General features: G+C 68.9%; 19 protein-coding genes. 9 read left to right on the top strand and 10 right to left on the bottom strand.

Going from position 1 to position 18,500, the window contains the following annotated elements:
• Positions 1 to 18 precede the first annotated feature (18 nt).
• Positions 19 to 1,005, top strand: coding sequence for an SDR family NAD(P)-dependent oxidoreductase (locus A5673_RS02705; protein ID WP_068226994.1), 987 nt, complete (start codon positions 19 to 21; stop codon positions 1,003 to 1,005).
• Between the two features lie 85 nt (positions 1,006 to 1,090).
• Entirely contained in the window at positions 1,091 to 2,254 is a 1,164-nt protein-coding gene (locus tag A5673_RS02710) for a zinc-binding dehydrogenase (RefSeq protein WP_068226961.1), read from the top strand.
• On the opposite strand, the gene A5673_RS02715 is transcribed toward A5673_RS02710, so the two are convergent.
• Together A5673_RS02715 and A5673_RS02720 are read right to left on the bottom strand one after the other, a co-directional pair.
• A complete protein-coding gene (locus tag A5673_RS02715) occupies positions 2,238 to 2,624 on the bottom strand; it encodes a PPOX class F420-dependent oxidoreductase (protein ID WP_068226962.1) in 387 nt (128 codons plus the stop codon). The two genes, A5673_RS02710 and A5673_RS02715, sit on opposite strands and share 17 nt — an antisense overlap.
• Before the next feature lie 37 nt (positions 2,625 to 2,661).
• The gene (locus tag A5673_RS02720; protein WP_068226963.1) at positions 2,662 to 3,366 is read right to left on the bottom strand and encodes an SDR family NAD(P)-dependent oxidoreductase; all 705 of its coding nucleotides are present in this window, start codon (positions 3,364 to 3,366) and stop codon (positions 2,662 to 2,664) included.
• A gap of 168 nt (positions 3,367 to 3,534) precedes the next feature.
• Between A5673_RS02720 and A5673_RS02725 the strand changes: the two genes are divergently transcribed.
• A complete protein-coding gene (locus tag A5673_RS02725) occupies positions 3,535 to 4,083 on the top strand; it encodes a TetR/AcrR family transcriptional regulator (RefSeq protein WP_068226964.1) in 549 nt (182 codons plus the stop codon).
• 6 nt (positions 4,084 to 4,089) lie between these two features.
• On the opposite strand, the gene A5673_RS02730 is transcribed toward A5673_RS02725, so the two are convergent.
• Both A5673_RS02730 and A5673_RS02735 read right to left on the bottom strand, forming a co-directional pair.
• Positions 4,090 to 5,292, bottom strand: coding sequence for a cytochrome P450 (locus A5673_RS02730; RefSeq protein WP_068226965.1), 1,203 nt, complete (start codon positions 5,290 to 5,292; stop codon positions 4,090 to 4,092).
• Positions 5,293 to 5,302: 10 nt separating this feature from the next.
• Positions 5,303 to 6,139: a mycofactocin-coupled SDR family oxidoreductase gene (locus A5673_RS02735; RefSeq protein ID WP_068226966.1), complete on the bottom strand. Its 837-nt coding sequence runs from the start codon at positions 6,137 to 6,139 to the stop codon at positions 5,303 to 5,305.
• A 195-nt stretch (positions 6,140 to 6,334) separates the two neighbouring features.
• Between A5673_RS02735 and lysA the strand changes: the two genes are divergently transcribed.
• Together lysA and A5673_RS02745 are read left to right on the top strand one after the other, a co-directional pair.
• The gene (gene lysA / locus A5673_RS02740) at positions 6,335 to 7,708 is read left to right on the top strand and encodes a diaminopimelate decarboxylase (protein ID WP_068226967.1); all 1,374 of its coding nucleotides are present in this window, start codon (positions 6,335 to 6,337) and stop codon (positions 7,706 to 7,708) included.
• A complete protein-coding gene (locus A5673_RS02745; RefSeq protein WP_068226968.1) occupies positions 7,696 to 8,502 on the top strand; it encodes a rhomboid-like protein in 807 nt (268 codons plus the stop codon). Before lysA ends, A5673_RS02745 begins: the two co-directional genes overlap by 13 nt.
• Before the next feature lie 37 nt (positions 8,503 to 8,539).
• On the opposite strand, the gene A5673_RS02750 is transcribed toward A5673_RS02745, so the two are convergent.
• Positions 8,540 to 9,598 (bottom strand): ABC transporter ATP-binding protein, encoded by a 1,059-nt coding sequence (locus tag A5673_RS02750; RefSeq protein WP_068226969.1) that lies wholly within the window; start codon positions 9,596 to 9,598, stop codon positions 8,540 to 8,542.
• An 84-nt stretch (positions 9,599 to 9,682) separates the two neighbouring features.
• Positions 9,683 to 11,959 carry a prolyl oligopeptidase family serine peptidase gene (locus tag A5673_RS02755; protein ID WP_068226970.1) on the bottom strand — a complete coding sequence of 759 codons (2,277 nt, stop codon included), beginning with the start codon at positions 11,957 to 11,959 and terminating at the stop codon, positions 9,683 to 9,685.
• Positions 11,960 to 12,066: 107 nt separating this feature from the next.
• Between A5673_RS02755 and A5673_RS02760 the strand changes: the two genes are divergently transcribed.
• The gene (locus A5673_RS02760; RefSeq protein WP_068226971.1) at positions 12,067 to 12,681 is read left to right on the top strand and encodes a DUF998 domain-containing protein; all 615 of its coding nucleotides are present in this window, start codon (positions 12,067 to 12,069) and stop codon (positions 12,679 to 12,681) included.
• A 19-nt stretch (positions 12,682 to 12,700) separates the two neighbouring features.
• Here A5673_RS02760 and ligD read toward each other — a convergent pair whose 3' ends face one another.
• Entirely contained in the window at positions 12,701 to 13,744 is a 1,044-nt protein-coding gene (gene ligD / locus A5673_RS02765; RefSeq protein ID WP_156747794.1) for a non-homologous end-joining DNA ligase, read from the bottom strand.
• 25 nt (positions 13,745 to 13,769) lie between these two features.
• Here ligD and A5673_RS02770 point away from each other — a divergent pair, with 25 nt between their 5' ends.
• On the top strand, positions 13,770 to 14,840 hold the full coding sequence (locus A5673_RS02770; RefSeq protein WP_068226973.1) for an ATP-dependent DNA ligase: 1,071 nt from the start codon (positions 13,770 to 13,772) through the stop codon (positions 14,838 to 14,840).
• Between the two features lie 10 nt (positions 14,841 to 14,850).
• On the opposite strand, the gene A5673_RS02775 is transcribed toward A5673_RS02770, so the two are convergent.
• A complete protein-coding gene (locus tag A5673_RS02775) occupies positions 14,851 to 15,207 on the bottom strand; it encodes a hypothetical protein (protein ID WP_068226974.1) in 357 nt (118 codons plus the stop codon).
• Positions 15,208 to 15,413: 206 nt separating this feature from the next.
• On the opposite strand from A5673_RS02775, the gene A5673_RS02780 reads away from it, so the two are divergent.
• Entirely contained in the window at positions 15,414 to 15,830 is a 417-nt protein-coding gene (locus A5673_RS02780; protein WP_068226975.1) for a hypothetical protein, read from the top strand.
• Positions 15,831 to 15,880: 50 nt separating this feature from the next.
• Positions 15,881 to 16,249, top strand: a complete 369-nt coding sequence (locus tag A5673_RS02785; protein ID WP_068226976.1) for a hypothetical protein — start codon at positions 15,881 to 15,883, stop codon at positions 16,247 to 16,249.
• 84 nt (positions 16,250 to 16,333) lie between these two features.
• Here the strand turns inward: A5673_RS02785 and A5673_RS02790 are convergent, their stop codons facing one another.
• Together A5673_RS02790 and A5673_RS02795 are read right to left on the bottom strand one after the other, a co-directional pair.
• A complete protein-coding gene (locus A5673_RS02790) occupies positions 16,334 to 17,563 on the bottom strand; it encodes a cytochrome P450 (RefSeq protein ID WP_068226977.1) in 1,230 nt (409 codons plus the stop codon).
• Positions 17,564 to 17,593: 30 nt separating this feature from the next.
• Positions 17,594 to 18,499, bottom strand: a complete 906-nt coding sequence (locus A5673_RS02795; RefSeq protein WP_068226978.1) for a haloalkane dehalogenase — start codon at positions 18,497 to 18,499, stop codon at positions 17,594 to 17,596.
• Position 18,500: the final 1 nt, after the last annotated feature.

Consider the following 18,500-nt stretch of genomic DNA (forward strand, 5'->3'; position numbering starts at 1 on the left):
GCCGTGCAGAATCGCACCATGCACGTTCTGGTCACGGGCGGGACGGGGTTCGTCGGCGGGTGGACCGCCAAGGCGATCGCCGACGCCGGGCACTCCATCCGGTTCCTGGTGCGCAACCCCGATCGGCTCAAGACGTCCGTCGCCCAGCTCGGCGTCGACGTCTCGGACTTCGCCGTCGGGGACATCACCGATCGCGTTTCGGTGCGCGAGGCCCTGCGCGGCTGCGACGCCGTCGTGCACAGCGCCGCCCTGGTGGCCGTCGACCCCCGGCAGACCAACGAGATGCTGACCACCAACATGCAGGGCGCGCAGAACGTCCTCGGGCAGTCCGTCGAGCTGGGCCTGGACCCGATCATTCACGTGTCGAGCTTCACGGCGCTGTTCCATCCGGGCCTGCAGACGCTGAGCGCGGACCTCCCGGTCGTCGGCGGGGCGGACGGCTACGGGACGTCCAAGGCGCAGGTCGAGATCTATGCCCGCGGCCTGCAGGACGCCGGCGCACCGGTCAACATCACCTACCCGGGCATGGTGCTCGGCCCGCCGGTCGGCAACCAGTTCGGCGAGGCCGGCGAGGGCGTCAAGGCGGCGGTGCAGATGCACGCGATCCCGGGGCGCAGCGCGGCCTGGCTGATCGTCGACGCCCGCGATTTGGCCGCGCTGCACACCGCGCTGCTGGAGCCCGGGCGCGGGCCGCGCCGCTACACCGCGGGCGGGCACCGGGTGCCCGCGGCCGAGCTCGCGACCATGCTCGGCGAGGTCGCCGGCACCCCGATGGTCGCGGTTCCCATCCCGGACACCGCCCTGCGCGTGGCCGGGGCGGTCATGGATCGGGCGGGCCGGTTCCTGCCCTTCGACACGCCGTTCACGTCGGCGGGGATGCAGTACTACACGCAGATGCCGGCATCGGACGATTCGCCCAGCGAGCGGGAACTCGGCATCACCTATCGCGATCCCAAGGAAACCGTCGCCGACACCTTCGAGGCCCTGCGGGCCGCCGGCAATTAGCCGCGAAAGTGCTACTACGGGCGTCCCTTCTCGGGAAACGTGTTGCCAGTTGCACTTTCGCGTGCGCCCGAGGACGATCCGAAGGATGAAATCCGTCACCTGCACCAACGCGAAACTCGAAGTGGTCGACACCCCGACCCCGGCCCCGGCGAAGGGCCAGTTGCTGATCGAGGTCCTGCGGTGCGGCATCTGCGGTTCGGACCTGCATGCGCGCCACCACTGCGACGAACTCGCCGACGTGATGGTCGAATCCGGGTACGACGCGTTCATGCGATCGAACCAGTCGGTCGTGTTCGGGCACGAATTCTGCGGCGAGGTGCTCGATTACGGCCCCGGCACGCGCAAGGCCCCGCGGCCCGGCAGCACGGTGGTCGCCCTGCCGCTGCTGGGCCGCGGCAAGGAGGTGCACGGGATCGGGTTGTCCACAATGGCGCCGGGCGCCTATGCCGAACAGCTCCTCGTCGAGCAGTCGCTGACGTTTGCCGTCCCGAACGGGTTGTCCCCCGAGCTGGCCGCCCTCACCGAGCCGATGGCCGTCGGCTGGCACGCCGTCCGTCGCGGCGAGGTGGGCAAGGGCGACGTGGCGATCGTGATCGGCTGCGGGCCAATCGGTCTCGCGGTGATCTGCATGCTCAAGGCGCACGGGGTGCATACGGTGATCGCCAGCGACTTCGCGCCGGGCCGGCGCGCGCTGGCCACCGCCTGCGGGGCCGACATTGTCGTCGACCCCGCGCAGGATTCGCCGTACGAGACGGACGCGAGCCGCAAACACCTGCACGGCATCCTCGAGGCGTTCGATTTGGCGGTGGGCACGATCGAGAAGCTGCAACGGTTGCGGCTGCCCTGGTGGCACGTGTGGCGCGCCGCGGAAGCGGCCGGCGCCGCGACGCCCAAGCACCCCATCATCTTCGAATGTGTCGGCGTCCCGGGCATCATCGACGGCATCATCGCGAGCGCGCCGCTGTTCTCGCGCGTCGTCGTGGTCGGCGTCTGCATGGGCGCGGACCAGATCCGGCCGGCGATGGCGATCAACAAGGAGATCGACCTCCGGTTCGTGCTCGGCTACACCCCACTGGAGTTCCGCGACACCCTGCACATGCTCGCCGACGGCAAGGTCAACGTCGCGCCGTTGATCACCGGCACCGTCGGGCTGGCCGGCGTCGAGGCCGCGTTCGACGCGCTCGGCGACCCCGAGGCGCACGCGAAGATCCTCATCGACCCCCGCAGCGACGCTACGCAGCCGGCGTGATCTCCAACCCCACGTGCACCTTGTCGATGCCGCCGCGCACGATCGAGTGCGCGTAGAACCACCACGCGTGGTACCAGTACCGCTTGAGCACGGCGTTGTAGACCCGCCGCGTCTCGGACTTCGGCAGCACCCGGGCGACCGCCTCGACCGCTTCGCTCTTGGGCTTGCCCAGTGCGGCGCTCCGGGCGATCGTCACCCGCGGCGTGTTGTTGATCCGCCGGACCTTCCACGAGCCGTCGTCGGTGATGACCAGCAGCTTGTCGCCGTCCGGCACGCCCCAGATCGGGGTCGGCTTGGGACGGCCGTCCTTGGTGAAGGTGGTCAGCAGCAGGTACTTGGACGCGATGACGTCCTGAAAGCGGAGAGGCACGGCAGAACAGTTCCCCGTTGACGCGACTTCCTAACCCTCAGGTGTTGCGCCCGCCGTTGACACCGAGTATCTGGCCGGTGATGTAGCCGGCCTCCTCGGAGGCGAAGAACGCGCACGCCGCGGCGATGTCCCCCGGCGTGCCCACCCGCCGCACCGGCGTGCGCGCGATGTGGTCGTCCACGGTGCCGCCCAGCAGTCCCCGGCGCTCGGCGCTGCGCAGCATCGGCGTGTCGATGAACCCCGGCGGAACCGCGTTGACGGTGATCCCGCTCGGCCCGTACTCGAGGGCCAGCGACTTGGTCAGGCCGTTCACCGCGGACTTGGCCGCGACGTAGTGGGCCATGAACGGCTGACCGGAGTGCGTGCTGGACGACGAGATGTTGACGATGCGCCCCCAGCCCGCCTCGACCATGTCGGGCAGCGCGGCCTGAATCGTGTGGAACACCCCGTTGAGGTTGACGTCGATCACCTTCGACCATTCCTCGAACGACATGCCCAGGAATTTTTTGAAGCCCTCCACGCCGGCGGCGTTGACCAGCACCAGGATCGGGCCGAGCGCATCCCGGATCGCCGACATCGCGGCGTCGACCCGCGCACGGTCGGTGACGTCCGCCACGTAGCCGAAGCCGTCGTCGGTGGGCGACAGGTCGATGACCGCCACCCGAAACCCGTCGCTGCGCAATCGTTCCGCGACCGCACGGCCGATCCCGGACGCACCGCCCGTCACCACCGCAGTCTTCACGCACACCCACCTTCCTGAGCGACCGCCCAGCATGAGGGGCCTGACATTACCTATCACCCCCGCGCGACGCGGGTCAAGCCGGCCCGATTCCGGTGGGCAAGGGAGTTGATTTTTAGCGATCGCCCAACTTAGGGTCCGGTGATGGCCAGGGACACCACTACTCGGGACATGCTGATCGACGCGACGAGTCGAATCATGGTCGAGGAGGGGTACGCCGCGGCTACGTCGCGGCGCGTGGCCGCCGAAGCCGGGGTCAAACCGGCGCTGGTGCACTACTACTTCCCGACGATGGACGACCTGTATCTCGACGTCTTCCGCCGGGGCGCCGCCGCCTACCTGGAACGCCAACGGGAGGCGCTGGCCGCCGAGAAGCCCCTGCACGCCTTCTGGGAGACGCTCGTCGAACCCAAGGACGCGAGGCTGCTGCTGGAGTTCATGGGACTTGCCAACCACCGCAAGGAGATCCGGGCGGAGATCTCCGCCTGGCAGGAGCGCTGGCGCGAGATGCAGATCACCGCGCTGAACTTCATCGTTCGCGAACACGGCCTCGACACAAGCGAATTCCCGCCCGCGGGCATCGCGGTCGTCATCGCCGCGGTCGGGCGCACCCTGATCCTCGAGCAGACGCTGGGCACCAAAGGCGGCCACGACGAGGCCGTCGCACTGGTCAACCGATTCCTGGACCGGTTCGAGATGCCAACGAAGCGGCGTGATTGACCCGACCTAGGGCAGCACGACCCGCAGCCGCTCCCAGCCGCGGACGGTCGAGGTCGACGCCAATTGCGCCGTGTCGTAATCGATGTCCCACTCCGGCCAGCGGTTGAGGATCTCGTCGAGGGCGACCCGGCCCTCGAGCCGCGCCAGGTTCGCCCCGAGGCAGTAGTGCACGCCCTTGCCGAAGGTGATGTGCGAGATGTTGTCGCGGCGGATGTTGAACGTGTCCGGATCGGTGTAACGGCGGTGGTCGCGGTTGGCCGCGCCGAACAGCAGCAGCATGGCGCTGCCGGCCGGAACCGTCCTGCCGTAGCACTCGAAATCCTTTGCCATCCAACGGGCGACGTGGGGGCCGGTGGGCTCGAACCGCAGCGTCTCGTCGACGGTCCGGGTCAGCAGCGACCGGTCTTGGCAGACCTCGCGCCGCTGGTCGGGGTGCTCGGCGAGCACCTTGGCCAGCCAGCCGATCAGCCGGCCCGTCGTCTCGTTCCCGGCGCCCGCGACCACCTGGGTGTAATGCAGCACCTCTTTGCGTGTCAGCTTTCGGTGCACCCCGTGCTCGTCGTCGAACTCGACGTTGAGCAACGTCGTCATGAGGTCGTCCGACGGGTTGTTGGACCGCCATTCGACGTAGTCGGCGTAGATGCGTCCGTCGGCGATGGAGTCGGCGTCGACGACCTTCATCGGCGTGCCCGGCCTGGTGCGCAGGTTCGCGTCGTTGGCGTCGCGCACCGAAACCTGTTCGGATTCCGGAATTCCCAGCAGCATTCCGATCACCCGCATCGGCATCATCGACGCGAGTTCGGCGATGATGTCGAAGCCGCCCGACCCGACGAGCGGATCCAGGCACCGCACGCAGTACCGCCGAATCTGGTCTTCGAGCTCGGCCATCCGGCGCGGAGTGAACACCCGCGACATCAGCCCGCGCAGCCTGGTGTGTTCGGGCGGATCCTGGAACATCATGACGCCGCCGGGCATGTCGAATTTCGACTGGATCAACTCGAGGATGTCGCTGCGGCGGTTGGAGAACACCTCCCAGTTGGCCAGGGCGCGTTCGACGTCGGAATGCCTTGATATCGCCCAGAAGTCGTAGCGCTCGTTGTAGTAGATCGGCGCCTCTTCGCGCAGCCGCGCATAGGTCGGGTACGGGTCGGCGATGATGCCGGTGTCGTAGGGGTCGTAGTAGACGTCGGTGTCGCTGGTAACCGTCATCGATGCTTCCTTACTTCAGGCAGCTGCCGGCGTCCACGGGCAGCGCGACGCCGGTGATGTAGCGCGCTTCGTCGGAGGCCAAGAACAGCACGGCGTTGGTGATGTCTTCGGGGGTCACCCAGGGAATCGGCAGGTAGTGGAAGCTCTGGCACACCGGCGCCAGGTCGTCGGGTCCCGGATTTTCCAGTTCCGGCCGGAAGGCGCGGTAGGTGGCCTCGTTCATCAGCAGCGGCGAGTTCACGTGCGTCGGGAGGACGGCGTTGACCCGGATCATGCGCTGGCCCAATTCGACGGCGAACGAACGCATCAGCCCGATCACGCCGTGCTTGGCCGCGACGTAGTGGCCCATGTGCGGATACGCCTTGCAGCCGGCCACCGAGGACGTGAGGACGACGGCGCCGCCCCGGCCGCCGTCCAGGATGTGCGGAACGCCGGCTTTCACCGTCTTCCACACCCCGCTCAGGTTGACGTCGATCATCTCCTGCCACAGCGCCTCGTCGGTCTTGTGCAGCTTCCCCGCCGTTGTCCCGATGCCGGCGTTCGCGACGATCACGTCCAGGCGGCCCAGTTGTTCGACCCCGCTGTCGACGGCCGCCCGCAACGCGTCGAAATCGCGAACGTCGACTTCGGCGGTGACGACGCGGCCGCCGGCGTCCTTCACCAATCCCGCGGTCTCGTCGAGGTCTTCGGGCGTCGCGCCGTCGGCCGGCGACGCGTCGAACTTGCGGCAGATGTCGACGGCGATGATGTCGGCGCCCTCCCGCGCGAGCCGGACCGCGTGGCTCCTGCCCTGCCCGCGCGCCGCCCCGGTCACGAACGCGACCTTGCCGTCCATCCGGCCCGCCATAGCCACCTCGACTCCCCGCGATTTTGGGCGATCGCCCAATTTCCGCCGCACGCCATGTGTAGCAGCACCGGGACGAGCTCGTCAAGGCGCGGACCGGCCTCGGGGCCATGCAGGTTCTGTGAAGATTGATCACACCGGTGTGAAAGCTTCGTTAAGAGCGAGGCGGATCCCGCCGTGCCCCTGCACCGTGGACGTATGACGCTGTTCGAGCTGGTTTCGCCGCCTCGGCGGGAGCTGCGCCCGCAACTCGACCGGGCGATCTGGCCGTTGGGCAGCGACGTCGACGAGACGGGCCGGTTGTGCGTCGGCGGGGTGGCCGCCACCGAGCTGGCCGCCGCGTTCGGTACCCCCGCCTACGTCGTCGACGAGGCGGATTTCCGCGCCCGCATCCGCAACTATCGGGCGGCGCTTCCCGGCGCCGAGGTGATCTACGCCGGTCGGGCGCTGCTGTGCGCGGCCGTCGCCGGGTGGGCAGCCGACGAAGGCGCGGGCGTCGACGTCTGTTCCGGCGGCGAACTGGCCACCGCCCTCACCGGCGAGGTGCCGCCGTCAAAGATCATCCTCAACGGCAACGCCAAGACCGCCGGCGAGCTGGACGACGCGGTCGCCGCCGGGGTGGGGCGCATCGTGATCGACACACCCAACGAGATCGCGCTGCTGGCCGGGCGGGTGCGCCGTCGGCAACGCGTGCTGATCCGGGTGGTCCCCGACATCGACCCCGGCGCCGTGAGCGCCGGGGTGCTCGACCAGAAATTCGGCTTCGCGTTGGCGGGCGGCCAGGCCTACGGCGCGGTGAAGCGCGTGCTGGATCAGCCGTGGCTCGACCTGGTCGGGCTGCACTGCCAGTTGGGGTCGCAGCTCGCCGGTGTCGGGCTGTACGGCGAGGCGATCAGGCAGGTGATCGCCTTGATGGCCCAGGTGCGTGACCGCCACGGGATCGTGCTGGGCGAGCTCAATCTCGGCGGCGGCCACGCGGTCCCCTATCGGTCCGGGGACCCCGAACTCGATCCACGGGCGTTGGGCGCGGTCGTCGACGCCACACTCCAATCCGCTTGCACCAAATACGGTTATCCCCGACCGCGGATCGTGATTCAGCCGGGCCGCGCGATCGCGGCCCGCGCCGGGATCACGCTGTACCGGGTGGTCGCCGTCAAACGCCGGGGCGACGGACGCACCTTCGTGGCGGTGGACGGCGGCATGAGCGACAATCCGCGCGTGGCCGGCGCCGACGCGAAATACACCGTGGCACTTGCCAATCGGCGCCCTTCTGCCGACACCGCGCCGGTAACGGTGGTGGGCCGGCACTGCGAGGCCGGCGACGAGATCGCCCGCGATGTCGAACTCTCGGCCGACATTCACCCCGGCGACCTGGTGGCGGTGGCCTGCACCGGCGCCTACCACTACTCGATGGGATCCAGCTGCAGCCTGGTCGGCCGCCCGCCACTGGTCGCCGCCGCCGACGGCAGGGCACGTGAGCTGGTGCGCCGCGAGACCATCGCCGACCTGCTCGCCCGGGACCGCGGCTGGTCGGGCCACTCGGCCGGAGGCGAATCACGATGTATGCCTTAGCCGTCGGCGAGGGCTGGGTCGCGCGGGCGTTGTCCCGCGCGGCATCGGTGCGCGTCACGGCGGCCTACACCGTCCTGCTGGCCGCGATCTCGGTCGTGTTGAATGCGCTCGGTCCCCACGCGCGCGAAGTTGCGGTGAGCCGCATGAGCACCAACTTGCACAACCTCGCGCACGGCCACCTGAGCACGCTGGTGGGCAGCGCGTTCGTCGACGACGGCGGCGAGGTCTATCTCTGGCTGCCGTGGCTGGTCTGCCTGCTGGCGCTGGGCGAATTGATCTGGCGCGGCAAGGGTTTGGTGGTCGCGTTCGTGGTCGGCCATGTCGGCGCCACGCTGCTCGTCGCCGCGGGGCTGGTGGTCGCGCTCAAGGCGGGATGGCTGCCGTTCTCCATCGCGCGGGCGAGCGATGTCGGGGTCAGTTACGGCGCGGTGTGCGTGCTGGGCGCTCTGACGGCGTCCATACCGTCGCGCTGGCGCCACGTGTGGGTCGGGTGGTGGCTGGGCATCGCGTTGATGGCGGCCTCGGGGGCGGACTTCACCGCCGCCGGGCATGTCCTGGCTCTGTTACTCGGCATCGGCTTGTCGCATCGCCTGCCGTCGGCGGCGCACTGGACTCCCGCGCGTGTCGCGTTGCTCATCGGAGGCGCCGCGTTCGCGTATTTCGTGCTGTCGGGCTCGTCCGCGGAGACGACGGTCGCCGGTTTGGCAGGCGTGCTGATCGCGCTCTTTGCCGGCCAGATTTCGCGGTCGCGCAACGAAATCCCGGAGTTCGTGCCGCAACCGGCGCCTGCCTAGCTCGGCAATGGAGGTTCGGGCGTCGCGGCCCGCTTGCTCAGCGTTGCCGTGAGGCCGGCATCGCCGCCGTGTCGCTCTCGTGATCGTCGTAGCCCCGGTCGCCCGATCGGCGACCGTCGGCGCCCTCGAGGTCGTCCTGAATCGCCTTTTGCGCCTTGGGGGGCAGCGTGTGCAGCATCTCGCGCACCCGGGCCCTGCGGCGCTCCACGGCCTTGCGCTCCGGCATACCCGGTGTGGCGACGACCTGCGGCGGCACTCCCTCGACATCCTCGACGCCGCCGGCGTGCTGACCGGCATCGAGCATGGCCTGCTCCTCGGCCATCGTCGCCTCGTCCTTTTCTTCCGACATGCCGATCGGGCCGATGCGCCGGCCGTTGAGGAACTGCCCGACCACCGGCTCGTCGCTGGTCAGCAGCACCTCGCGCGGGCCGAACATCACCAGTCTGCGGCGGAACAGCATGCCGATGTTGTCCGGCACGGTCCGGGCGACGTTGATGTTGTGCGTCACGATGAGGATGGTCGCGTCGGTTTGCGCATTGATGTCGATGAGCAGCTGGCACAGGTAGGCCGTACGCACCGGGTCAAGACCGGAATCGGGCTCGTCGCAGAGGATGATCTGCGGGTCGAGGACGAGCGAGCGGGCCAAGCCCGCACGCTTCTTCATGCCCCCCGAGATCTCTCCGGGCATCTTTTGCTCGTCGCCGCCCAGCCCCACCAGCTCGAGCTTCTCCATGACGATGTCACGGATCTCGCTCTCCGTCTTCTTGGTGTGCTCGCGTAACGGGAACGCGGTGTTGTCGTACAAGTTCATCGAGCCGAACAGCGCGCCGTCCTGGAACATGACGCCGAACAGCCTGCGAATGTCGTACAGCTCTTTGGCCGTGCTGGTGATGATGTCCTGGCCGTCGATGACGATGGAACCGTGCTCCGGTTGCAAGAGGCCGATCAGTGACTTCAAGAACACCGACTTGCCGGTTCCCGACGGGCCTATCAGCCCGCTGACCTCACCCGGCGGGATGTCCATCGTCACGTCTTCCCAGACTCGGGAGGGCCCGAACGACTTGCTGAGCCCCGCGACCGAAATTCCGATGCCCATGTGCGTCCTCCCCGCCGGCTTGCCGGGCATCGCGGTCCGTGCCCGTAGAAAGGGGGTAACCGTTTGAGCGCCGCCCAACCGCCCTCACGACGGGTCCTCGGGGGTCGCCACGCCCGACTCCAGGGTGATCCGATGGCGCCCCGGCGGCACGGTCACGGTCCTGCGGGTGATGGAACCGTCGATGCGCACGGTCGTGGCAGGCGGCAGCCGGTCCAACGTGACGTCGGCCGCGCCGTCGGTGCGGACCGTGACGGTCGAGCGCGCCCATCCCGCAAGCCCGGCGCGGGCAGCATCGACGGTCAGGGCGGCGACCCCGGTCAGCCGCAGCGACAGTCGGGGCTGCGCCTCGGCGGGCGGGCCGAACCGCCACACCCTTTCCGCGAACGCTCCCGGCGTCGGATCGAAGTTCAGGATGCCCCCGCCACGCCGGTGGGCGCGGTGCTTCTGATCAGGTCGGGCGTACGACCGCGCGTCCACGGTGGCGACGGCGCCGCGCCGCGCCGCGATCTCGTCGGCGGCACGCAACCCCGATATCCACCAAACCCTCTGGGGCCCAATGCCGAGATCGGGTCGCACGAGTTGCGGATACCACGCGTAAGTGATGTGGCCCGGGTCGGCCTGCCGGGTCGTGGAGCGCATGTGAGCGACCGCGTCATCGAACTTGCCCTGCACCGCCAGCGCCACGTGGTCTTCGCCCAGGTACACCGTGAAGCGGTAGCGGTAGCCGAGCCGATCGAGGCGAAGCACCTGCTGCAGCACCGAAAAGATCGGCACGAATTCGTCGAACAGACCGTGCGCGATGACGAACGGTAGCCAGCGGGCATTGCGCAGCAGCGGCCACGTCTCGCCCTCGCGGGAGCAGTGTGAGTCGGCGTCCACGTCCGCCGCCATGTCGATTCCGGGCATCAGGCGCACACCGCACGTCGGGGGCCCGGCGAGAACGATGGCCTGCGCGAACACCGCGGGGTAGGTCAGGCCCAGCCGGTAGGTCGCGTATCCGCCCATCGAAAAGCCGGCGAGCACAGTGCGATTCGGGTCGGTGCCGAGCTGCTCGGCGACCCGTGCCCAGACTTCCCAGAAGTCGAGCTCGCCCTCGTCGAGGTACCAACACGCCGGGCCGCGCCCCAGCGGCGTCGCGACCACCGAATCGCGTTTTTCGCAGATCTGCTCCAGCAGCTCGGGATCGACCGCCGCGAACTGATTCTGGCCCATCGCGATCGAGTGCAGCAGCAGCGTCAACGGCAGCCGCCGGCCCGGCGCGAATGTGGTTGGCAGGCAGACGGAGTAGGGCTGCACACGGCCGAGGAACTGCGGCTCGGTCGCCAAGAGATCCGTGTCGGCGATCCCCTGACCCAGCTCCACCGAGGAGACGTACCACCGCGTCGACATGCCGGTCAGCACCGGCTCGTCGGTGGTGACGCCGGAGGCCAGTTCGTCCCACTGGACGGCCAGCGAAAACTGCGACACGTCACCGTCGGTCAGCGCCGCGGCCTGCGCCTGGTCCATCCAGAAGTTGTGGTGGACGAGTTCCTGCTCGTGGCGGCGGAAGGCGACGTTGTAGACGTTGGGCTGACCCGACCGTGCGCCGCGCTCGGGCGGCACATCGGCGAACCGGTCACCCGCGTCGTTGGCGAGACCGGCCACCAGCCGCACCGTCCAACTCCCCTCCGGCTCGACCAGCGCCCGCGGCACCTGCGCGACAAATGAGCGCGCTTGGCGGTCGACGGTGTGACCGACCGGCGTGGTGGCCTGCGTCGTCAGATCGATCACCCACGCGCCCGCGCCGGAGATCAGCAGGGCCAAGTCGATGCCCGCGGAGCGCACGCCCGCCCCGGCCGGCCAATCCTCGATGCCGCCCCGCGCCGGGCCGGTGTCGAAGGCGAACAACGCGATCGGCACCGACGGGTCCTGCAAAGTGTTCCAGTCGACCCGCCACCAGGTGTGGGTGTCCGTCAGCCCGACGGCGACGCGAAAGATGTCGGCGCCGTTGCGGGCGGCGGGGCCATCGGGATAGACGAACGTGCCCTTGGGCGGCACGATGCGCCCCGCCGCGGGCAACCTCATCCTGGTGCCGGTCGCCCCGTGGTCGTCATAGACGAAGTCGGTCCAAAACGACGCGCCCGCGGCCAGGCGTCCGGTGCCACAGGTGCGGGGGAAATCCTCGCCGAACGGCCAGCCGGCCGGGCGCGGCAACCGCGGCTCGGGTCGCCGCGCCGCCGGCGGCACACCCTCCGGCATGCCGTCGACCACCACCAGCGGCGCTTCCGTCGGCAATTCGGGATGGGCCGGAATTGGCATCGCGCCGCCAAGCCGACGCGCGACGCGAATCGGCAGCTGCGCCAGATCGAACAGAACCGACATCCTCTTTGCCGTATTACCCAGGACCGGCGCCGCAATTGTGAGAGGGGGCTGAGAAAAATGGGGCGATCCGACTATTGACGGGCGGTGGCCCGGGTAACCCACGCCTCATGGCAACGCGGTTGTCGGTGCCTTGGTGGACTGTCTTGTCGGCGGCATGCGCGCCCGTCGTTCTGCTCGCCAGCGCCGGTATCGCCAGGTCGGTGCGCATCGAGTCGTACAACCCGGTCAGCGAGACCCTCAGCGCGTTGGCGGCCGACGGGCGCGGCGAATGGGTCATGACGGCGGGTCTGGCCATCAGCGCCGGATGCCAGATAGTCACCGCCGTGGGGCTGCGCGTGTTGCCTTTGCTACCGCGCGCGGCCTTGGCGCTTGCCGGATGTTGTGGTCTGGCGGTCGCCGCGCTTCCCGATCGCCTCGGTACGGCCACCGCCCACATTGCGGCCACCGGCTTGGGCGCGACCCTGTTGGCCATCTGGCCGTTGCTCACGGTGCCTTGGGCCCGCCCGATCAGTCGGAGTCGGCGCGTTCGCTGGGCGGTGGCAGCCTCGGTCATCTTGGCCGCACTGCTGAGCTGGATGTGTTACGACGCGTGGCGCGGGGTGCACCTGGGGCTCAGCGAACGTTCGGCCGCCACCGCGGAGATGCTCTGGCCACTGGTGGTGGTCATCAGCGCCCGTTACCGCCTCCGGCGGCGGACCAAGCCCGCGAAAACCTACCCGTAAACCGCGGCTGACCTCGCGCTCAGCCCGACGGCTCGTCGTTTCTCTTCCGATCCGTATCCCGGCTCGGCTGCACCCTTTTCGGCTCGCCCGGCATCTTCGGGTAGCTCGGCGGGTACGGCATGTCGCCCAGCCCGCGCTCGTCGTCGGCGTCGGCCATCTCCAGCAACGGCGCGATCGACTGGGCCACGTCGTCCATGCCGGCCCACGGGTCGCCGCGGCGCGTCACGAAGTCGGGCACGGTCGCCATCGTGTAGTCGTCGGGATCGGCGCCGGCCAGCTCGTCCCACGTGAGCGGCGTCGACACCGTCGCGATCGGCGTGCGCCGCACGGAATACGGCGAGGCCATGGTGCGGTCGCGGGCGTTCTGGTTGAAGTCGATGAAGATCCGCTCGCCGCGCTCCTCCTTCCACCACGAGGTGGTCACCGCGTCGGGCGAGCGGCGCTCCACCTCGCGGGCCAGCGCGATGCCCGCCCGGCGCACCTCGACAAAGCCCCAGTCGGTGGCGATGCGCAGGAACACGTGCACCCCGCGGCCCCCGGACGTCTTCGGGTAGCCGACCAGGCCGAGTTCATCGAGCAGCGGCCGCAGCACGTCGACGGCTACCGCGCGCGCCTGCTGAAAACCGGTGCCGGGCTGCGGATCCAGGTCGATGCGCAACTCGTCGGGATGGTCGACGTCCGGGCAGCGCACCTGCCACGGGTGCAGCGTGACCGTGCCCATCTGCGCGGCCCACACGATCGCCGACGGGTGGGTCACCTTCAGCGCGTCGGCGGTGCGTCCCGACGGGAACGTCACCCGGCACGTCTCCAGGTAGTCGGGATGGTGCTGCGGCACCCGCTTCTGGTAGATCTCCTCGCCGTCGATGCCGTCGGGGAAGCGCTGCAGATGGGTGGGCCGGTCGAGCAGTGCGGTCAGCATCGGGCCACTTGCCACGGCACGGTAGTACTCGACCAGCCGCCGCTTCGTCCCGTTCGACCCCAGCGCGGGGAAGTAGACCTTGTCGGGGTTGGTCAGCCGCACCGAGATGCCGTCGACATCGATTTCCTCCGCTGCAACAGCCACATGACGATTCCAGCACAATGACCTCATGCGCTTGCCTGTCATGCCGCCGGTGTCGCCGATGCTGGCCAAGCCGGTGCGGTCGATCCCGCCGGACGCGTCGTACGAGCCCAAATGGGACGGCTTTCGGTCCATTTGCTTCCGCGACGGCGACGAAGTCGAGCTGGGCAGCCGGAACGAGCGGCCGATGACCCGCTATTTCCCCGAACTCGTCGCCGCGGTGCGAGCGGAACTACCGCCGCGCTGCGTGATCGACGGCGAGATCGTCGTCGCGACCGACCACGGCCTCGACTTCGAGGCGCTGCAGCAGCGGATCCACCCGGCCGATTCGCGGGTGCGGATGCTGGCCGAGAAGACGCCGGCTTCCTTCATCGCGTTCGACCTGCTCGCGCTCGGCGACGACGACTACACCGGGCGCCCGTTCAGCGAGCGGCGCGCCGCCCTCGTCGACGCCCTGGCAGGCTCCGGGCCGTCGATCCATCTGACGCCGGCGACCACCGACACCGAAACCGCGCAACGGTGGTTCTCCGAGTTCGAGGGCGCCGGCCTCGACGGCGTCATCGCCAAGCCGCTGACGGTCACCTATCAGCCGGACAAGCGCGTGATGTTCAAGATCAAGCACGAGCGGACCGCCGACTGCGTGGTCGCCGGCTATCGGGTCCACAAGTCGGGCGGTGACGCGATCGGCTCGCTGCTGCTGGGGCTCTACACCGACGACGGTCAGCTCGCGTCGGTCGGCGTGATCGGCGCCTTGCCGATGGCCGAAAGGCGGCGGCTGTTCGCCGAATTGCAGCCGCTGGTCACGACTTTCGAGGACCACCCGTGGAACTGGGCCGCGCACGAGGCCGGCGAACGGACGCCGCGCAAGAACGAATTCTCGCGCTGGAACGCCGGCAAGGATCTCTCGTTCGTGCCGCTACGGCCCGAGCGGGTGGTCGAGGTCCGCTATGACCACATGGAAGGTCCGCGGTTCCGGCACACCGCCCAGTTCAGCCGGTGGCGCCCCGACCGTGACCCCCGCTCGTGCACCTACGCGCAACTCGAGCAGCCGGTGACCTTCAGCCTCGGCGACATCGTGCCCGGCCTCGGGCCGGCCTAGGGCCGTCGGATCACGCGTGCGGGCAGAAGATCCCGAGGATCTGCTGGCAGTTGTCCTTGTTGATCAGGGCCGGCGGCGGAGGCGGGGGCGGCGGCGGCGGGTTCTCCCCATCCCAGATGTTTTGGGCGACGTTGCCCTGCCCGAAGTACACGTAGTAGTACGTGTGGCAGATGTTGTTGTCCCAAACCACCGGGTTGGTGACGTGGTTGCCGGTCGGCGGCAGCGGTTGGCCGGGGCACCAATGGCAGGGGCCGCTCGGGTGGTCCTCCGGGCAGCCGGGCCAGGCGTTCAGCGGCACAGGGCCGGGATGCGCGTGGGCGGTGCCCGCGGTCAGGCCTAAGCCGGCCACCCCGAGACCGCCGGCCACCAACGCAGTCGTTGCCGCCCGCGTGATTCGTCGTGTGATGGAACGAACGCTGCTCATCGTTGTCCTTTCCGATGGTGGGGCCCTGCTGGGCCGCGTTGCCCTGCAATTCGACATCGCCCGCGTTGCTACCGGTCCCAACTTCGGTTCGCCGGACTGAAAGCTACCGCCGATCACTTGCGAAATTCTTGCGGAATTAAGCTGTCGCAATGCTGAACATCGCCGCGCTTTTCGTGGCCGGCACCGCCGCGCTCGACGAAAGCGGCGCGATCTGCGCCACCGGCATACCCACGACCTGGTATCAGGTGGAGCAAATTCCTTTGACCGCAACGATTCCGATCGTCCTGGTGGTGCACGCGCGGTCCGGGGGTGACTACGACGCGGAGCTGCACGTCGTGTGCAAAGACCCCGCGGGGGTGCCCTGCGGCAGCCTCGAGGCGTCGTGGCACTGGCCCGACGACGGCGACCGACCGTCCAAATACCGCTGCTTCACCGAAAACCTGACCTTCCCGGTCGAGGCCGAGGGCGAGTACACCATCGGCGCCTACTACGACAAGCAGGGCAAGATCGAGATGTCCACGTCCATCCCGATTTCGATTGCGTTGGCCGCAAGCGGCGAGAGTTAACCCTCAATCCGCCACGTTTATCCGGTGCCGGCAGCGGGCACGCGAGACGAATGTCGGTAACAACATTCAGGGACCTGCCGTTGGCCGATCGCAACCGCAAGTGGGACGGCGGCGCCGCCGAAAAGCGGGTGCGCAAATGGGCCGGCGCCCAGGACAAACCGAACCAGAAATACCGGGACGCCCACATCTGGTACGACAGCGGCAAAAAGGACAACTTCACCGCCTACAAGCTGCTGTTCGCCGACGTGATCGGCGGCGAGCTCAAGGCGGTGCCGCGGGGAGTGATGATCGCGGGCGCCATAATGGACGGCGCCCGCGGCGGCATCGATTTGCCCAAGGCCGACGTCGGCCGCGTCAAAAGCCACCTGGCGAAGTACTACAAGAAGATGGACGAGAGCGCGCCATGGGAGCGTGGGTAGGCGCGGGTGCGTGGGCCGCGAGGGTGCGTACTTGTACGCGAAATACGGCGTGTCGCTGGACAGACACGCACGCTCGCGCCGTTGTTAGACGGCAACCGTCAACTCCGATAAACCGCGCAGCGTGACGTTCGCCTTGTAGCGCGGTTCGCCCGCCAGCCGCGCCTCGGGGAAGCGTGCGGTGAGTGCCGACAGGGCGGCGCCGGCCTCCAACCGCGCCAGCGGCGCGCCCAGGCAATAGTGAATGCCGCGACCAAACCCCAAGTGCCGCAGGGTTCCCCGATCCGGGTCGAAGCTGTCGGGCCGGTCGAACTCCACGGGATCCCGCTGGGCCGCGGCGAGCAGCACCATCATGATGTCGCCCGCCGGGACGTCGACGTCGCCGATCGTCATGTCCGCGGCGGCAACCCGCCCGGCCAGTTGCACGGGCGGGTCGTAACGCAGGGTCTCCTCCACGATCGCCGGAGCCCGATTGGCGTCGGCGGCCAAGGCCGCCCAGTGCACGGGGTTTCGCAGCATGGCCAAAATCGCGTTACCGATCAGGTTCACCGTGGTCTCATGTCCGGCGATCAACAGCAGGTTGCAGGTGGAGACGATTTCGTCCTCGGTCAGCTGGTCGCCGGACTCCTCCACGGCGACCAGGCCCGACAACAGGTCGTCACCCGGCTCCGACCGGCGCCGCTCGATCAAGTCGTGGAGATAGCCGCGCAGCCCCCGCACCGCCTGCATCCGCTCGTTCACCACGTCCGGCGGGACGCCGGTGATCGTCGAGAACGGGTCCAGCGCCTGCGCCAGCACCGCCGACGCCCGGCTGAATTGCGGTTCGTCGTCGAGCGGCACACCGAGCAGCCGGCAGATCACCGCCACGGGCAGCGGATAGGCGAAATCCTCGACGACGTCGAACTCGCCCTTCTCGGCGATCCGATCCAGCAGTCCGTCCACCAGCGCGACGATCTCGGGCTCCAGCGCGCTCACCACCTTCGGTGAGAACGCCTTGGCGACCAGCTTGCGCAGCCGCGTGTGATCGGGTGGATCGAGAAACAAGAATCCCGGCGGAAACGACCGGGGCTGTAACAAGCCTGCCTCGAGCTGGCGCTTCGCGACCGTCGACTTCATGTTGCTGCTGCTCGACGAAGGGTGCCGCAACACCTCGTCGCAGTCCCGGTACGCCGAGAACACGGTGAGGTTGCTCTGCGGCAGTTGCAGCGGCCCCAGGTCGCGAAATTGCGCCAGGAGCGGATACGGGTCGGCGCGGGTGGCCGGGTCGAGCAGCTGCAGCAGCAGCCCCTGCGCTTCGGCTCGGGCGGCGGTCGTCATGCTCACATTCTGCCCGCGCCGCGGGCCGGCTCAGCGCCGCAGAAACTCCACGATGTGTTTGGCCAGTTCCTCGCCCGCATCTTCCTGCAGGAAGTGCCCGGCGTCGCGGATCGTCGGATGCTTGATGCCCTGCGCGCCGCGCATCCCGCGCTGAAAGATCGCGGCCATCGGCCCGGTGATGGGGTCGCTGTCGCTGAACGCGACCAGCATGGGCGTCGGGCTCACGGACAGCTTGGCCCACGCCGCCTTGTTGGCCGCCGCGGCGGGATCCTCGGGTGACGTCGGCACCAGGGTCGGCATCGCGCGCGGCCCGGCGCAGTACGCGTCATCCGGAAACGGGGCGTCGTAACCGGCACGCACCTCGTCGCTGAGCTGCTGGCGGCAGCCGCCCTGCACGAACCAGCCGATGTTCAGGTTGGGCGCCGTCGTGATGGCCTCCCGGAAGCGCCACCACACGTCGGCCATCGGCTGCTCGCCGTTCGGCAGGCCGGTGTTGGCGACGACCAGCCGGGCGAACCGCTCGGGATGCTCGGCCGCCAGCCGCAACCCGATCAGCCCGCCCCAGTCCTGGCCCACCAGGGTCACGTCGCGAAGGTCGAGGACGTCGAAGGCGACGGCGCGCATCCATTCGACGTGGCGGGCATAGGTGTGGTCTTCACGCCGGGTCGGCTTGTCCGAGCGACCGAACCCGACCAGGTCGGGGCAGACGACGCGATGCCCGGCGGACACCAGTATCGGGATCATCTTGCGGTACAGGTACGACCACGACGGCTCGCCGTGCAGCAACAGCACCGGGTCGGCGTCCTGCGGCCCGTCCTCGACCCAGGCGATCCGCAACGTCCCGTCCTCGCCGTCCGATACCTCGCAATACCTTGGCGCGTAAGGGAAGTCGGGCACGCCGTCGAATCGGTCGTCGGGTGTGCGCAGCGTTTGCATG

The organism is Mycobacterium sp. E3198 (genome assembly GCF_001667015.1).
GTDB lineage: Bacteria > Actinomycetota > Actinomycetes > Mycobacteriales > Mycobacteriaceae > Mycobacterium.

Coding starts and splice junctions, on each gene's coding strand:
- A5673_RS02750 (WP_068226969.1), bottom strand. CDS start 9,598: ATGGGCATCGGAATTTCGGTCGCGGGGCTCAGCAAGTCGTTCGGGCCC.
- lysA (WP_068226967.1), top strand. CDS start 6,335: ATGACGCTGTTCGAGCTGGTTTCGCCGCCTCGGCGGGAGCTGCGCCCG.
- A5673_RS02785 (WP_068226976.1), top strand. CDS start 15,881: ATGTCGGTAACAACATTCAGGGACCTGCCGTTGGCCGATCGCAACCGC.
- A5673_RS02770 (WP_068226973.1), top strand. CDS start 13,770: ATGCGCTTGCCTGTCATGCCGCCGGTGTCGCCGATGCTGGCCAAGCCG.
- A5673_RS02755 (WP_068226970.1), bottom strand. CDS start 11,959: ATGTCGGTTCTGTTCGATCTGGCGCAGCTGCCGATTCGCGTCGCGCGT.
- A5673_RS02735 (WP_068226966.1), bottom strand. CDS start 6,139: ATGGCGGGCCGGATGGACGGCAAGGTCGCGTTCGTGACCGGGGCGGCG.
- A5673_RS02730 (WP_068226965.1), bottom strand. CDS start 5,292: ATGACGGTTACCAGCGACACCGACGTCTACTACGACCCCTACGACACC.
- A5673_RS02790 (WP_068226977.1), bottom strand. CDS start 17,563: ATGACGACCGCCGCCCGAGCCGAAGCGCAGGGGCTGCTGCTGCAGCTG.
- A5673_RS02795 (WP_068226978.1), bottom strand. CDS start 18,499: ATGCAAACGCTGCGCACACCCGACGACCGATTCGACGGCGTGCCCGAC.
- A5673_RS02745 (WP_068226968.1), top strand. CDS start 7,696: ATGTATGCCTTAGCCGTCGGCGAGGGCTGGGTCGCGCGGGCGTTGTCC.
- A5673_RS02760 (WP_068226971.1), top strand. CDS start 12,067: ATGGCAACGCGGTTGTCGGTGCCTTGGTGGACTGTCTTGTCGGCGGCA.
- A5673_RS02710 (WP_068226961.1), top strand. CDS start 1,091: ATGAAATCCGTCACCTGCACCAACGCGAAACTCGAAGTGGTCGACACC.
- A5673_RS02780 (WP_068226975.1), top strand. CDS start 15,414: ATGCTGAACATCGCCGCGCTTTTCGTGGCCGGCACCGCCGCGCTCGAC.
- A5673_RS02705 (WP_068226994.1), top strand. CDS start 19: ATGCACGTTCTGGTCACGGGCGGGACGGGGTTCGTCGGCGGGTGGACC.
- A5673_RS02725 (WP_068226964.1), top strand. CDS start 3,535: ATGCTGATCGACGCGACGAGTCGAATCATGGTCGAGGAGGGGTACGCC.